Below are 13,814 nucleotides of genomic sequence, written 5' to 3'. Positions count from 1 at the left end.
TCAGCCTCCGATGGCGGACATGGAGCGGTCAGGGCGGTGGAAGCTGGCCAGATCGAAGCCGGGCCGGTCGGTGCCGTGGGCCGCGGGCTTGAGCCACATCGCTTCGGCCCAGGCCTGGGCGATCTCGGAGTCAGTGGTGGCCGGGTTCCGCAGCAGGTGCATCAGGTCGAACTCCTCGTTGGAGAACAGGCAGCTCATCACCCGGCCCTCGGCGGTGAGTCGGGTGCGTCGGCAGTCCGCGCAGAACGGCTCGGTCACCGAGGCGATCACGCCGACCCGGCCCAGCGGCTCGCCGGCCAGCCCGCCCAGGATCGCCTCCGCGCTGGTGCCCAGCGGGTAGACGTCGAAGCGTTCCGCCGGTGCCCCGTCGCGGTTCTCCGGTGTGGGGGTCAGCACGAACCGCGCCGAGAGCAGCTCCCGGGTCTCTGCAGCGGAGATGGTGCCTTCCTTGTTCCACTGCTGGTCCCCGTCCAACGGCATCTGTTCGATGAAGCGCAGCTCGAAGCCGCGCTCGATCGACCAGGCCAGCAGGTCTGCGGCGTGGACGTCGTTGATCCCGCGCATCAGCACGGCATTGATCTTCAGCGGGGTCAGTCCGGCCGCGGCGGCGGCCTCGACCCCGATCAGCACCTTGTCCAGGGAGTCTCGGCGGGTCAGCTGGGCGAAGGTCTCCCGGTGCACCGAATCCAGTGAGATGTTCACCCGGGTCAGCCCGGCCTCTGCCAGGGCCGCGGCCTTGCGCTCGAGCCCGATGGCGTTGGTGGTCATCGCGATGGGCAGCTCCGGATGGTCCGCGCGCAGCGCCGCGATGATGTCGACCAGATCGGCCCGGACCAGTGGCTCGCCGCCGGTGAGCCGGAGTTCGCGGACACCGAGGGTGTTGACCCCGATGTGCACCAGCCGGCGGATCTCCTCGGCCGAGAGGAGCTGATCCTTGCTCAGCCAGGGGAGCCCCTCGGCGGGCATGCAGTAGGTGCAGCGCAGATTGCACTTGTCGATCAACGAGATTCGCAGGTCCGTGGCGCGTCGGCCGAAGGAGTCCGTCAGCCCGCGGGCCGGATCGGCGCCGCTGGTGTCCGCGGAAGCCCCTCCGGGCGAGCCGTCAGGACCCGGAGCGCGCAGACCGGAGGTTTTCTGCTGCGAAGGCAGGCCGGGCATGCCCAGCGAGACCGGGGTGGAGGCACCCGCGCGCAGCGGGTCGCTGCTCGAGTCACCTCGTGCGGGGGAGTGGTCAGCTGAAAACTGCTGCATCTGGCCATCGTAGCCCCGCGGCCTGTCATAAGGAGATGTCAGAGCCACTGCGTAGACTGGGAGCCATGTCAGAGACCACCCCCCGCGTACCCGTCGAAGAGCACATCAGCCGACTCAAAGAGGTGCTCGGCGCCGCGCTGGCGCCCGTGCCGCCGAGACCGTAGAGGTCTCTTCCGGGGGAGTCGCCGGCCGGATCGTCGCGGAGCGACTCGTCTCCGAGGTTCCCCTGCCCGGTTTCGACAACTCCCAGATGGACGGCTTCGCGCTGCGCGCCGCCGACCTCACCGTGCGCGACGGCGCAGCCACCCTGCCGGTGGCCGGCACCACCGCCGCCGGCCAGGAGCCCGGACTGCTGCCCCTGGGCGCCGCCTTCGAGGTGATGACCGGAGCCCCGGTCCCGGCAGGGGCCGATCTGATCATCCCTGTCGAGTTCACCCAGGGCTTCGGTGCCAAAGAGGTTCGGTTCACCGGGCTCACCGAGGCTGACGTGGTCCGCGGCCGCTACATCCGGGCGGTGGGCTCCGACATCGAAGCCGGCGCCCTCCTGGCCGAACCCGGTGACGTGATCAGCCCCGCCCAGCTCGCGGTGCTCGCAGCCTGCGGCTTCTCCGAGATCAGCGTGCTGGAGCCGATCCGCACCCTGGTGGTCTCCACCGGTGATGAGATCCGCCGCCCCGGCTCCGAGCTGCGCCCCGGCCAGCTCTACGACGCCGACACTCCGCTGCTCGGCGCGGTGCTGGAGACCTTCGGGCATCGGGTGGAGACCTCCCGGATCGGCACCGATGATCCGGCCTGGTTCCTCGAGGCGCTGGATGCGCTGGTCGCCGTGCATCACCCGCACCTGATCATCACCGCCGGGGGCATCAGCAAGGGCGCCTACGAGGTGGTCCGCCAAGGTCTCGGGCGACGCGGGATCTCCTTCGGCGTCGTCGCGCAGCAGCCAGGTGGTCCGCAGGGCTGGGGCCGGCTGGAAGGGGACCTCGAAGGCCGTGGGCTGCTGCACTGGCGCGCCCAGAGCGACGACGCCCGGGCACCGATCGCGGTCATCGCGCTGCCGGGCAACCCGGTCTCCTCCGCCGTGAGCATGGAGACCCTGGTCCGCCCGGCGCTGGCCGCGGTGGACCCCAACTGTGCTCCGCCGCGTCGGATCACCGTGCGCACCACCGAAGACATCAGCTCTCCGCCGGGCGTCCGGCAGTTCCGCCGGGTGCGGATCCTCGAGGACGCCGCCGCCGAGGCCGGCGCGGTGCCCACCGTGGCGCTCGAGGGCGGTCCCGGTTCACACCTGCTGGGCCACCTGGCACGGGCCGATGCACTGCTGGAGCTGCCGGAGGACGATGTCGAGATCCCGGCCGGCTCCGAGCGGCAGGCTGTGCTGATCACCGGTCGCGGGGTCGGGACCCGATGAGCGATCAGCCCACGCGGGACACGGAGCAGCCCGGCCAGAGCGCGGGGCGCCGACTGACCCACGTCCGCGGCGACGGCAGCGCGCATATGGTCGACGTCTCCGGCAAGGAGGTCACCCAGCGGGTGGCCCGGGCGCAAGCCGTGGTCAACACCACCGCCGAAGTCACCGCGCTGCTGGCCAGGGACGGGCTGCCCAAGGGTGACGCGCTGGCCACCGCACGGATCGCCGGAATCATGGCCGCGAAGAAGACGCCTGAGCTGATCCCGCTGTGCCACCCGCTGCCGGTCGCGAAGGTCACCGTGGACCTCGATGTCGATTCCCCGGCCCCTGGTTCGGTGCGGATCACCACTGAGGTCAAGACCACCTCACGCACCGGCGTGGAGATCGAAGCATTGACGGCGGCCACCGTGGCGGCGTTGACTCTGTACGACATGATCAAAGCCGTGGACAAAGGCGCCGTGATCACAAATCAGATGGTGCTGTTCAAGACCGGCGGCGCCAGCGGAGCATGGTCCAGGACTGAGACGGAGACTCGATGACCGACACCCCGCACGCCACCCCGCCCGAGCAGAGCCACACCGAGGACGCCTCCGGCGCTGAGCTGCCAGACCTCGGCGAGACCGACTACTCCGACGCCGAGACCGCCCGCATGATTGCTCCGGTGATCGTCTCCACCCGGGCGGCCACCGGGGTCACCGAGGACCGCTCCGCGCCAGTGATCGCGGAGTTCGCGCGCAAGATCGGCTTCTTCGCCCGCCCCCCGGTGCTGATCCCCGACGGGGAGGGGGTCCTCGCGGCACTCTCCGAGCTGCTGGTGCAGATCGAGCCCGCAGTGATCATCACCTCTGGAGGCACCGGGCTCACCCCCGATGACATGACCCCCGAGTTCACCAAGCCGCTGCTGGACAAAGAGATTCCCGGCGTGATGGAGGCCGTGCGCGCCCACGGCCGGACCAAGAACCCGCGGGCCTCGCTCAGCCGCGGCGTCGCCGGGGTCACCGGCAAGACTGTCATCGTGAATCTGCCCGGCTCTCCAAAAGCCGTGCGAGAAGGCATGGAGGTGCTCATCGAGCTGCTGCCCCACCTGTGCGACCAGGTCGCCGACATCCGCGACCACGAGGCCTGGGGCGGCGAGGAATGAGTTCCGAGACACCCCAGGAGCTCAACCAGGCAGGCTTCGCCGCCGAGGAGCCCTTCGAGTTTCCCCAGGAGCGGGTGATCCTGGCCCGGCTCAGCGATGAGCCGCTGAGTCCCGCCGAGGCGGAGGCAGAGGTCTGGGCGGAGCGGGCCGGCGCCGTCGTCGGCTTCTCCGGGATCGTGCGCAACCACGACCAGGGCCAGCCGGTGCACCGGCTCAGCTACACCGCGCACCCCTCCGCCGCCGAGGCGATCGCCCAGGTCGCGGTGGATGTCGCCGCCCGGTTCCCCACCGTGCGGGTCTGGGTGGCGCACCGGGTCGGTGAGCTGGGCATCGGGGACCATGCACTGGTCGCCGCTGTGGCCTCCGCCCACCGCGCCGAGGCGTTCCAGGCCTGCGCGGAGCTGGTCGAAGCGACCAAGCAGCAGGTCCCGATCTGGAAAGAGCAGTTCTTCGCCGACGGCAGCAAGGAATGGGTCGGTCTCTAGCGCTGTGCGGAGACGGTCATCCAAACGCATCACCGCAGTAATCGTCGCGTAACCCCGGGCAACCCGAGGGAAACACGACCCTCCTAGCGTTGTCAGCATGTATACAGACGTGTCGACAGACCCGAATACGGAGGCCAACGCGCTGCCCGCGGCGGACCGGGTCTACGCGGCGCTGCGCACGGCGATCCGAGCCGGTCAGGTCTCACCCTGGGACCGACTGACCGAGAAATCCGTGGCCTCGGAATTCGCCGTCTCCCGAACCCCCGTGCGCGAGAGCATCGCCCGGCTCGTGGCCGAGGGGCTGCTGCAGCGGCACAGCAACGGCTTCGGGCTCGTGCTGCCGACCCCCGATGCCCTCGGAGGCCTCTACGAGGCTCGCCTCGCCCTGGAGCTGCAGGGCATCCGACGAGTCGCCCACGGCCCGGCGGAATACGACACCGACCTGCTCGCCGCGCTCTCGACCCAATGGCAGCAGCTGCGCGCCGACCTGCCCGAGCCTGCACCCCAGATGGTCGCCCTGGACGAGGCGTTCCACTGCAGCGTGCTCGAGGCCGCCGGAGAACCGGCGCTCGTCTCGGTCCTGGTCCACGTCAACGACCGCATCCGCGCCCTGCGCATGTACGGCTACATGGCCTCCGACCGCCTGGCCCTCGCCGCGGAGCAGCACCTACAGATCCTCGATCTGCTCAAACTGCAGAAATATCACGACGCAGAGACCGCCATGACTGAGCACATCACCAGCTCCCGTCACGCGGCTCTGGCCCGTGCCCTGCACAAGAAGCCCGCCCACGGATTCGCCGGAACCGCCCCCACCGACACCGTCGCCCACTGGGCCTGACCGTTGACCACGCTCACCGACCTGCACCGCTGAGATCCCCCGCTCCGCCGCACCACCTGCACGGACCTGCTGACTCGCACCCCACCACCCACCTGAGGAGAACCCCGTGAAGAAGAACCCGCACCTGATCATCGGCACTCTGGCCATCGGCACCCTGGCGCTGAGCTCCTGCGGCGACACCGCCGAGGCGGGCGCCGCCGAAGAGGGGTTCCCCAGCGCCCCGGTCGAGATGGTCATTCCCTACCCGCCCGGCGGCGGCTCCGACGTGCTCTTCCGGCTCATGGCCGAATACGCCGAGGAGCACCTGGGAGAGAACATCGTCCCGATCAACGTCGAGGGCGCCTCGGCCACCGTGGGCTCACGCCAGGTCAAAGACTCCACCGCCGACGGCTACACGATCCTGGGCACCCACCAGGTGACCGCCGCCGCGTTCCACACCAACATCGTGGACTACGGCTTCGACGCCTTCGAGCCGATCGCCCTGGGCACCGCGACCCCGCACCTGCCCTCGGTGAGCGCCGACTTCGCGCAGGAGCACGGCATCGAGGACCTCCAGGGCTTCCTCGACCACGTCGAAGCGAACCCGGGCGAGGTGACCTGGGCCTTCACCACTGGCTCAGAAGACCACTACACGGTCGCCGCCATCCTCGACGCCGCGGGGATCGACCCCACCTCGCTGAACTACGTGAACTACAACGGCACCGGCCCGCAGTACGCGGCGCTGATCGCCGGCGAGGTCGATGGCATGACCGGAGACTACGCCTCCGGCGAGGGCTACATCGAAGACGGATCGCTGATCCCGCTGGGCGTGGTCAACGAGGACCGAGACCCGCAGCTGCCGGATGTGCCCACCGTCTCGGAGCAGGGCATCGACTTCACCCTCACCGTGGACCGCGGCTTCCTCGCCCCGGAGGCACGCCTGCCGAGCACATCGAGGTCCTGCAGGACGCCTTCGAGGCGGCCTTCGCGGAGGAGGAGTTCCAGGAGCGTGTCGAGGAGCTCGGGTCCTACCCGAACTTCATGGACTCTGAGGACTACCAGTCCCACATCGACGAGCTGGACTCCTCGATGGAACAGCTGGCCGATCAGATGCAGGAATTCTGAGCATGAGGCCTCGCGCTCTGCAGAGGAGCTCGCATGGCTGACCGTCTCTTCTGCCTGGCCCTGGTGGTGCTCGTCGGCGCCTTCTGGTCCCAGACCACGGAGCTGCCCGGCCCCACCGGCGGCGCAGCCCTCGGCCCGGCCTTCTTCCCGCGGGTGATCCTCGGACTGATCTTCGGACTCACCGCAATCCTGCTGGTCCGCAGCTTCGTGGCCGCGGAACAGGCCGTGAGCTTCGCGGGCTTCGGACGCTTCCTCAAGGTGCACTGGCGGGTCCCCGCCATGGTGGCGATGCTCGCCGGTTACGTGGGACTGCTGGGGCTCACCGGCTTCGTGCTCAGCTCGACGATCTTTCTGCTCGGCGGGTTCGCCCTGCTGATCCGGGAGTACTCCAAACCGGTCCTCATCGCCAGCCTGGCGCTGGCCACGCTGTTGCCCTTCACCCTCAACTGGGTGTTCGAAAACGTCCTGCGCACTGTGCTGCCGTAGGGGAACAGGACTCACTCACATGATGGAACTAGGTCTGCTCGCCGCCGCCGGCGAGGTCGCCGCGCCGCTGACCCTGCTCACGATCCTGATCGGCGTCTTCGTCGGGATCATCGCCGGAGCGATCCCCGGCTTCACCTTCACCATGGCTCTGGTGCTGGCGTTCCCGTTCACCTTCGCCATGGGACCGGTCCAGGGCCTTGCCTGATGATCGGCATCTACATCGGTGGGCTCTCCGGAGGTCTGATCGCCGGCATCCTGCTCGGCATCCCCGGAACCCCGTCCTCGGTGGTGACCATCTATGACGGGTACCCCATGGCCAAGGCGGGGGAGCCAGCTCGGGCGCTGGGGATCGGCATCGCCTCCTCGGTGATCGGCACGCTGATCGGCGCCGCCGTGCTGTTCCTGGTGGGACCGATCATCGGGCGCTTCACGTTGAACTTCGGGCCCTGGGAGGTCTTCTCGCTGGTGCTCTTCGCGCTGACGCTGGTGGCCGGTCTCAGCGGCAAACACCTGGTCAAGGGCCTGATAGCGGCCTGCCTGGGCCTGCTGATCAGCACGATCGGCGTTGCCCCTGCCGGACAGATGCGGTTCAACTTCGACAATCCCCAGCTCTCCGGGGGACTCAGCGCGATCCCGGTGCTGATCGGTCTCTTCGCGGTCTCCCAGCTGCTGGTCAACGTCGAGGAGTCCCGGTTGGACACCCGTCCCGCCGCGGGCACCGGGGCGCCGAAGATCCGGGTTCCCTACGCCCAGGTCATCGGAGATATGTGGCGGGAGAAGCGCAACGTGGTGCGGTCCTCCATGGTGGGCACGTTCATCGGCACCCTCCCGGCCGCCGGAGCGGAGTCGGCGAACTTCATCAGCTACGACCGCGCCAAGAAGGCAGAGAAGCGCGACCCGGAGAACTACGGCAAGGGACACCCGGGCGGGATCGTCGCCTCGGAGTCCTCGAACAACGCAGTGGCCGGCGGTGCGTTCATCCCGACCATCACCCTGGGCATCCCCGGGGACGTGGCGCAGGCCGTGATGATGGGAGCCCTGATCCTGCACGGCATCGCGCCCGGTCCGGGGCTCTTCGAGCGCCAACCGGTGCTGGTGAACTCGATCTACCTCTCGATCGTGATCGCAGCGCTGTGCGTGCTGGTGGTGCAGACCCTGCTGCTGCCGTTCCTCGCCCGGGTCACTCTGGTGCCCAAGGCGATCCTGGTGCCCTGCATCCTGGTGCTCACCGCGGTCGGGTCCTTCGCGATGAACAACCGGATCTTCGACATCTGGGTCGTCGTCGGCTTCGGGATCATCGGATTCCTGCTGGTGAAGCTGAGCGTGCCGCTGGGTCCGATGATCCTGGGACTGATCCTCGGGGCGACCCTGGAAGAAGAGCTGTTGCGCGCTCTGCAGCTCAGCGACTCGCTGAGCACCTTCGTCACCCGGCCGATCTCGCTTACGTTCCTGATCCTCGCGGTGGGATCGATCGGGTTCAGCCTCTATAAGGCGCACCGGGGCAGGAAGATCTCCACCGAGGCCAAGGAGCCGGTGCCGGTGTAGCGGATCCGAGGCGCGGCCCGGGGCACAGAGTCACCGGCCGCGCCCTCGCCGTGGAGGAGCCGAGTCGGCACCTACCGGCCTGCGCGGTCGGACTTCTCCATCGCGATGGCCTTGCGCATGTTCTTCCGGGCCCGGGTGCGATCCCCGGCGATGTCATAGGCGATGGAGAGCCGGAACCAGGAGCGCCAGTCTTCCGGGGCGGCCTCGGCCTCGGCGGCGTAGATCTTGAACTGCTCATCGGCCTGGGCGCGGTTCGCCCGGCCTCCGGCGGAGCGCTCCACGGTGTCCTCGGGCAGTCCACCCTCGGTCTCCAGCTTCCGGCCCAGCCGCTCGGTGCCGATGCCGAAGAGCAGCTCGCGGGCCAGCACCCAGACCCCGAGGATCACGATCAGCATCGCGCCGCCGCCGATGAGCTGCGCGGCGAGGTCATCGACCCGCAGGAACCGCCAGGCGGAGGCCCCAGCGCCGACCAACATGATGCTGAGCAGGACGATGACCAGTCCGGTCCAGAACTTCGTCTTCATCCGGTTTACAGCCCCAGATCCAGGTAGCCGTCGAGCCCGTGGGTCAGCCCGGGGCGTGAGCCCACGGTGCGCAGTCCCAGCAGCACGCCGGGCATGAAGGAGGCCCGGTCGAAGGAGTCGTGGCGGATGCTCAGCTGCTCACCGGTGGAGCCCAGCAGCACCTCCTGGTGCGCGACGAGCCCGCGCAGCCGCACCGAATGCACGTGGATCCCGGCGACCTCTGCGCCGCGGGCACCGTCCAGAGCGGTCTCGGTGGCATCGGGGGAGGGGCCGACGTCGGCGGCCTCCCGCGCCTGGCCCATCAGCTCCGCGGTGCGCACCGCGGTGCCGGAGGGGGCGTCGACCTTCTTCGGGTGGTGCAGCTCGATGATCTCTGCGGAGTCGAAGTACTGCGCGGCCTTGGCGGCGAAGGCGGTGGCCAGCACCGAGCCCAGTGCGAAGTTCGGGGCGATCAACACCCCGACGGAGGTGTGCTGGGCCAGCAGCTGCTCCAGCGACTGCAGCTTCGCGGCGTCCCACCCGGTGGTGCCGACCACGGCGTGGAGGCCATGCTCCACGGCGAAGCGCACATTGGCCTCGGTGGACTCCGGAACGGTCAGGTCCACCACATGGGTGGCGCCTGCGGAGAGCAGCTCTGGCAGCTCGGCCTCACGGCCCAGCGCGGCGACCAGCTCCATGTCCGGCGCGTTCTGCACGGCCTGAACGGCCTCGGTGCCCATGCGTCCGCCTGCGCCGAGGACGGCGACTCGAATCTCTGCTGTGCTCATCTGCCCAGCCTATCGCTCACCCCGCCGGACCCGGTGTCCTGCTCCGAGGCGGGTCCGGGAGTGTTGGAAAGTGTGTACTTGTGTTTGAATATGAGTGACAGGTCGACGCGACAGGGGGAAGTCCATGCTGGCAGCCCAGCGCCGCACCGGGATCGTCTCACTGCTCGACGCCTCGGGGGCGGTGAGCGTCAGTGAACTCGCCGCACGCTTCGAGGTCTCGGACATGACCATCCGCCGGGACCTGGACCACCTTGCCGCCCACGGACTGATCGCCAAGGTCCACGGCGGGGCCGTGACCCCGGACGGGTCCTCCACCGGCTTCTCCGCGCGACGCACCGAAGAGCCGGGTTTTCAAGCGAAGTCCGCCCAGTCCCGGGCCGAGAAGCAGGCCATCGCCGCGGCCGCCGCGCTTCTGGTGCAGCCGGGGATGTCCATCGGCCTCTCCGCCGGCACGACCACCTGGGCGCTTGCCCACCAGCTGCGCGGGATCGCCGAGCTCACCGTGGTCACCAACTCCCCGCGCATCGCGGAGATCTTCCACCGCCGCGCCGATCAGGCGCTGGTCGACGGGGCGGCCACAGACCAGACGGTCATCCTCACCGGGGGCGTGCGCACGCCCTCGGATGCTCTGGTCGGCCCGATCGCGAACCAGGCGCTGCGATCCCTGCACCTGGACCTGGTCTTCCTCGGCGCCCACGGCTTCGCGCTGGATGCCGGATACACCACGCCGAATCTGGAGGAGGCTGAGACCAACCGCACCTGGCTGGGGACCGCACCGCGCGCCGTCGCGCTGGCCGATCACAGCAAATGGAACACCACCGCGCTGGGCACCTTCGCCGAGCTGGAGCAGATCCCCACGCTGATCACCGATACCGGGCTCGAGGATGCCGCGGCCGAGGCGCTGCGCGAGCGGCTCGAGTCGCTGATCCTCGCTGAGCCCACCGAGACCAGGAGTCCCCGATGACCACCACCGACAGCGCAGCGCAGCGACCCTCCTGCGAGGTGCCGGCTGCCGCCCCCGGCATGCCGGCGGCGCAGCGCACCCGCGCCCAGCTCGCCGACGGCCGGGAGATCTTCTTCTTCGACGATGCGCCCCGCCGACGCACCGTCCAGGACCGTCGCGAGATCTCCCGTCCGGTGGGCGGAAACGAGATGCGCTATGACCCGCTGCTGCGTGAATGGGTGGCCATCGCCGCCGCCCGGCAGCACCGCACCCACCTGCCCGCCACCGAGGAATGTCCGCTGTGCCCCTCCACCCCGGAGCGCGCCACCGAGGTCCCACAGGACCAGTACGACGTCGTGGTCTTCGAGAACCGGTTCCCCTCCTTCCGCGGCGACATCCCGATCCCGGAGGACCTGCTGAGCACGACGACGGCGGCGCAGGAGACCGCCGGGCTGCGCCAGCCCGGCTCCGGCCGGTGCGAGGTGGTCTGCTTCACCGATCAGCACAGCTCCGCGCTGGCACAGGTCAGCCTCAGGCGGATGCGCACGGTGCTGGACGCCTGGGCGGACCGCACCGCCGCGATGCTCGCCGAGCCCGGCGTCGAACAGGTCTACTGCTTCGAGAACCGCGGCGAGGAGATCGGGGTGACGCTGAACCACCCGCACGGGCAGATCTACGGCTACCCCTTCATCACCCCGCGCACCCGCACCCTGCTGGACTCCGCCGCGGACTTCCGCGCTCGCCGGGGCGCCGATCTCTTCACCGAGATCCTGGCCGGCGAGGTCGCCGACGGTCGCCGGATCGTGGCGCGCACCGAACACTGGACCGCGTTCGTCCCAGCCTGGGCGCGCTGGCCGGTGGAGCTTCACATCTACCCGCACCGCGCGGTCCAGCGGCTGCCCGAGCTCACCGACGCCGAACGCGACGATTTCGCCGCGCTCTACCTGGACCTGCTGCGCCGCGGCGATGCACTCTTCGACGGGCCCCTGCCCTATATCTCCGGCTGGCAGCAGGCTCCGGCCTCGGCCGAACCAGGACTGATGCGGCTGCACCTGCAGCTGTTCTCGATCCGCCGGGCGCAGAACAAGTTGAAGTACCTGGCAGGCTCCGAATCCGGCATGGGCGTGTTCATCAATGACATCGCCCCGGAAGAGACGGCACGCCGACTGGTGGCGATCGGGCCGCAGACGGCAGAATCAGGGTCGGCAACACCCACAGACACAGAGGAGACACGATGAAGCTGCTGGTCACCGGCGGTGCCGGGTATATCGGATCCGTGGTGGTCCAGCGGCTGCTCGCCGAGGGCCACACCGTGGAGGTCCTGGACAACCTCAGCACGGGCCACGCCGACTCGGTCCTGGACGGGGCGCGCTGGCACCAGGCCGAGCTGCTCGAGGTCGGTCAGATCCTGGACGCCAGCTTCGACGGCGTGGTCCACCTGGCCGCGCGTTCCCTGGTGGGGGAGTCGGTGAGCCACCCGGAGCGCTACTGGCACGGCAACATCGTGGCCACCCTGGCGCTGCTCGACGCGATGCGCTCCGCAGGGGTCCGCCGACTGGTGTTCTCCTCCACCGCCGCGGTCTACGGCGAGCCGGCAGGGGCCAGCATCGCCGAATCCGATCCGACGATGCCGACCAACCCCTACGGCGCCTCGAAGCTGGCCATCGATCACATGCTCACCGCCGAGGCCCGTGCCCACGGCCTGGCCGCGATCAGCCTGCGCTACTTCAACGTGGCCGGGGCCTCGGGAGACCTGCGCGAGCGCCACGACCCGGAGACCCACCTGATCCCGAACCTGCTCAAGGTCGCCGCCGGGGAGAAGGAGTCGGCCAGCATCTTCGGCACCGACTATCCCACCGAGGACGGCACCGCGGTGCGTGACTACATCCACGTGCTCGACCTCGCCGAGGCGCACCTGCGGGCGTTGGCGGCCGCAGAGCCGGGGGCCCATGAGATCTACAACCTCGGCACCGGCACCGGCACCTCGGTGCGCCAGGTGATCGACGCCGTCCGCGAGGTCACCGGCGCGGAGGTCCCTGCGGTGGAGGAGCCCCGCCGCGCCGGAGACCCGGCGGTGCTGGTCGCCTCCGGCGCCCGCGCGCTGAAACGTCTGGGCTGGAGCCCCACCAGAGATGTCCGCGATATGGTCGCCGACGCCTGGGCCGCACTGGGACACGAGGTCAGGACCCCGAACCCGAGTACCCGTCCCCAGGCCTCAGGAGACCCGGCATGAGCCCCGGGCGCGATGGGCGCGAGGGGCGCGATGCGCTCGAAGGGCTCGCCGAGCGTTTCCACGCCGTCTATGGCAGGCCCGCCGCCGGGATCTGGGCTGCCCCCGGCCGAGTCAACCTGATCGGGGAGCACACCGACTACAACGGTGGCTACGTGCTGCCCTTCGCGCTGCCCCAGGTCAGCGAGGTGGCCGCCGCGGCCCGTGAGGACCGCATGGTCCATGTGCGCTCGCTGCTCAACGGTGAGACCGCAGAGTTCAGCCTGGACGGACTGGCTCCGGGCGTCGTCGAAGGCTGGGCCAGCTATGCCGCCGGGGTGCTCTGGTCCCTGGAGCAGGCCGGGCACCGGCTTCCCGGCATGGATCTGCTCGTCGACTCCAACGTCCCCGTGGGCGCCGGACTCTCCTCCTCCGCCGCCCTGGAATGCTCGGTGGCGCTGGCCGCCACCGAGATCGCCGGCGTCGTGCTGCCCGCCGCAGAGCTGGCCCGGCTGGCTCAGCACGCGGAGAACGACTTCGTGGGCATGCCCTGCGGGATCATGGACCAGATGACGGCGGTCGCGGCCGAGGCCGAGCATGCGCTGCTGCTGGACACCCGGAGCATGAGCACGGAACAGGTCCCGTTCACCCTGGCCCAGGACGATCTGGCGCTGCTGGTCCTGGACTCCCGCGCCGAGCACCGACTGGTGGACGGGGAGTACGCCGCCCGCCGAGCCCAGTGCGAGGCCGGCTCAAGAATGCTGGGGGTCACGAGTCTGCGCGAGCTCACCGACGACGACGTCGCGCCCGAGGATCTGCCGGCACGGCTCACCGATGAGGTCACCCTGCGTCGGGTCCGGCACGTGCTCACCGAGAACGCGCGGGTGCTCGCGGCCCGGGAGGCGCTGCGCACCGGGGCCTACGCCCAGCTCGGCGAGATCCTCTCCGCCGCCCACGCCTCCGCGCGGGACGATTTCGAGATCACCGTGGAGGAGACCGACACGATGGTGGAGACGCTGCTCAGGCTGCCGGCCTCGGGCGACGTGGCGCCCGCGCTGGGCGCCCGGCAGGTGGGCGGCGGCTTCGGCGGCTGCGTGATCGCGCTGATCCACG

Annotated in this window: 14 protein-coding genes and 1 pseudogene; 12 read left to right on the top strand and 3 right to left on the bottom strand. The window is 69.8% G+C overall.

Annotated elements, in window-relative coordinates:
• Positions 1 to 1,158 (bottom strand): GTP 3',8-cyclase MoaA, encoded by a 1,158-nt coding sequence (gene moaA, locus BG28_RS02370; protein WP_084479383.1) that lies wholly within the window; start codon positions 1,156 to 1,158, stop codon positions 1 to 3.
• 286 nt (positions 1,159 to 1,444) lie between these two features.
• Here moaA and glp point away from each other — a divergent pair, with 286 nt between their 5' ends.
• From glp to BG28_RS02330, 8 genes and pseudogenes are all read left to right on the top strand, one after another.
• Complete coding sequence (glp, locus tag BG28_RS02365; protein WP_235180945.1) at positions 1,445 to 2,659, top strand: gephyrin-like molybdotransferase Glp; 1,215 nt, start codon at positions 1,445 to 1,447, stop codon at positions 2,657 to 2,659.
• On the top strand, positions 2,656 to 3,198 hold the full coding sequence (gene moaC / locus BG28_RS02360) for a cyclic pyranopterin monophosphate synthase MoaC (protein ID WP_036473872.1): 543 nt from the start codon (positions 2,656 to 2,658) through the stop codon (positions 3,196 to 3,198). The genes glp and moaC overlap by 4 nt, the downstream gene beginning before the upstream one ends.
• Positions 3,195 to 3,800: a MogA/MoaB family molybdenum cofactor biosynthesis protein gene (locus BG28_RS02355; RefSeq protein WP_084479346.1), complete on the top strand. Its 606-nt coding sequence runs from the start codon at positions 3,195 to 3,197 to the stop codon at positions 3,798 to 3,800. The genes moaC and BG28_RS02355 overlap by 4 nt, the downstream gene beginning before the upstream one ends.
• Positions 3,797 to 4,285, top strand: coding sequence for a molybdenum cofactor biosynthesis protein MoaE (locus BG28_RS02350; protein ID WP_084479345.1), 489 nt, complete (start codon positions 3,797 to 3,799; stop codon positions 4,283 to 4,285). The genes BG28_RS02355 and BG28_RS02350 overlap by 4 nt, the downstream gene beginning before the upstream one ends.
• A 97-nt stretch (positions 4,286 to 4,382) precedes the next feature.
• Positions 4,383 to 5,123: a GntR family transcriptional regulator gene (locus tag BG28_RS02345; RefSeq protein WP_084479344.1), complete on the top strand. Its 741-nt coding sequence runs from the start codon at positions 4,383 to 4,385 to the stop codon at positions 5,121 to 5,123.
• 106 nt (positions 5,124 to 5,229) lie between these two features.
• Entirely contained in the window at positions 5,230 to 6,384 is a 1,155-nt protein-coding gene (locus BG28_RS02340; protein ID WP_051500856.1) for a tripartite tricarboxylate transporter substrate binding protein, read from the top strand.
• The gene (locus BG28_RS16045; protein ID WP_235180944.1) at positions 6,291 to 6,713 is read left to right on the top strand and encodes a tripartite tricarboxylate transporter TctB family protein; all 423 of its coding nucleotides are present in this window, start codon (positions 6,291 to 6,293) and stop codon (positions 6,711 to 6,713) included. The genes BG28_RS02340 and BG28_RS16045 overlap by 94 nt, the downstream gene beginning before the upstream one ends.
• A 19-nt stretch (positions 6,714 to 6,732) precedes the next feature.
• Positions 6,733 to 8,258, top strand: a pseudogene (locus BG28_RS02330) (tripartite tricarboxylate transporter permease).
• A gap of 71 nt (positions 8,259 to 8,329) precedes the next feature.
• Here the strand turns inward: BG28_RS02330 and BG28_RS02325 are convergent.
• Positions 8,330 to 8,782 (bottom strand): hypothetical protein, encoded by a 453-nt coding sequence (locus BG28_RS02325; protein WP_036473867.1) that lies wholly within the window; start codon positions 8,780 to 8,782, stop codon positions 8,330 to 8,332.
• 5 nt (positions 8,783 to 8,787) lie between these two features.
• Entirely contained in the window at positions 8,788 to 9,549 is a 762-nt protein-coding gene (dapB, locus tag BG28_RS02320; RefSeq protein WP_036473865.1) for a 4-hydroxy-tetrahydrodipicolinate reductase, read from the bottom strand.
• 124 nt (positions 9,550 to 9,673) lie between these two features.
• Here dapB and BG28_RS02315 point away from each other — a divergent pair, with 124 nt between their 5' ends.
• From BG28_RS02315 to galK, 4 genes are all read left to right on the top strand, one after another.
• Positions 9,674 to 10,513 (top strand): DeoR/GlpR family DNA-binding transcription regulator, encoded by an 840-nt coding sequence (locus BG28_RS02315; RefSeq protein ID WP_036473863.1) that lies wholly within the window; start codon positions 9,674 to 9,676, stop codon positions 10,511 to 10,513.
• On the top strand, positions 10,510 to 11,730 hold the full coding sequence (gene galT, locus BG28_RS02310; protein WP_235180936.1) for a galactose-1-phosphate uridylyltransferase: 1,221 nt from the start codon (positions 10,510 to 10,512) through the stop codon (positions 11,728 to 11,730). The genes BG28_RS02315 and galT overlap by 4 nt, the downstream gene beginning before the upstream one ends.
• On the top strand, positions 11,727 to 12,725 hold the full coding sequence (gene galE, locus BG28_RS02305) for a UDP-glucose 4-epimerase GalE (RefSeq protein WP_051500855.1): 999 nt from the start codon (positions 11,727 to 11,729) through the stop codon (positions 12,723 to 12,725). The genes galT and galE overlap by 4 nt, the downstream gene beginning before the upstream one ends.
• Positions 12,722 to 13,814: galactokinase (gene galK / locus BG28_RS02300; RefSeq protein WP_036473861.1), on the top strand; the 1,093-nt coding region annotated here is incomplete at its 3' end. The genes galE and galK, both read left to right, overlap by 4 nt.

The sequence above is a fragment of the Nesterenkonia sp. AN1 genome (assembly GCF_000582475.1).
Classification (GTDB): Bacteria; Actinomycetota; Actinomycetes; order Actinomycetales; family Micrococcaceae; genus Nesterenkonia; species Nesterenkonia aurantiaca.
The sequence above is the reverse complement of the archived record's forward strand: the minus strand, read 5'-3'. Positions and strand labels throughout refer to the sequence as shown.

Bases quoted from the DNA above. Each gene is read 5' to 3' on its own strand.
- galE (WP_051500855.1), top strand. From the start codon at position 11,727: ATGAAGCTGCTGGTCACCGGCGGTGCCGGGTATATCGGATCCGTGGTG.
- BG28_RS02355 (WP_084479346.1), top strand. From the start codon at position 3,195: ATGACCGACACCCCGCACGCCACCCCGCCCGAGCAGAGCCACACCGAG.
- BG28_RS02345 (WP_084479344.1), top strand. From the start codon at position 4,383: ATGTATACAGACGTGTCGACAGACCCGAATACGGAGGCCAACGCGCTG.
- BG28_RS02350 (WP_084479345.1), top strand. From the start codon at position 3,797: ATGAGTTCCGAGACACCCCAGGAGCTCAACCAGGCAGGCTTCGCCGCC.
- BG28_RS02315 (WP_036473863.1), top strand. From the start codon at position 9,674: ATGCTGGCAGCCCAGCGCCGCACCGGGATCGTCTCACTGCTCGACGCC.
- galT (WP_235180936.1), top strand. From the start codon at position 10,510: ATGACCACCACCGACAGCGCAGCGCAGCGACCCTCCTGCGAGGTGCCG.
- BG28_RS02325 (WP_036473867.1), bottom strand. From the start codon at position 8,782: ATGAAGACGAAGTTCTGGACCGGACTGGTCATCGTCCTGCTCAGCATC.
- dapB (WP_036473865.1), bottom strand. From the start codon at position 9,549: ATGAGCACAGCAGAGATTCGAGTCGCCGTCCTCGGCGCAGGCGGACGC.
- moaC (WP_036473872.1), top strand. From the start codon at position 2,656: ATGAGCGATCAGCCCACGCGGGACACGGAGCAGCCCGGCCAGAGCGCG.
- moaA (WP_084479383.1), bottom strand. From the start codon at position 1,158: ATGCCCGGCCTGCCTTCGCAGCAGAAAACCTCCGGTCTGCGCGCTCCG.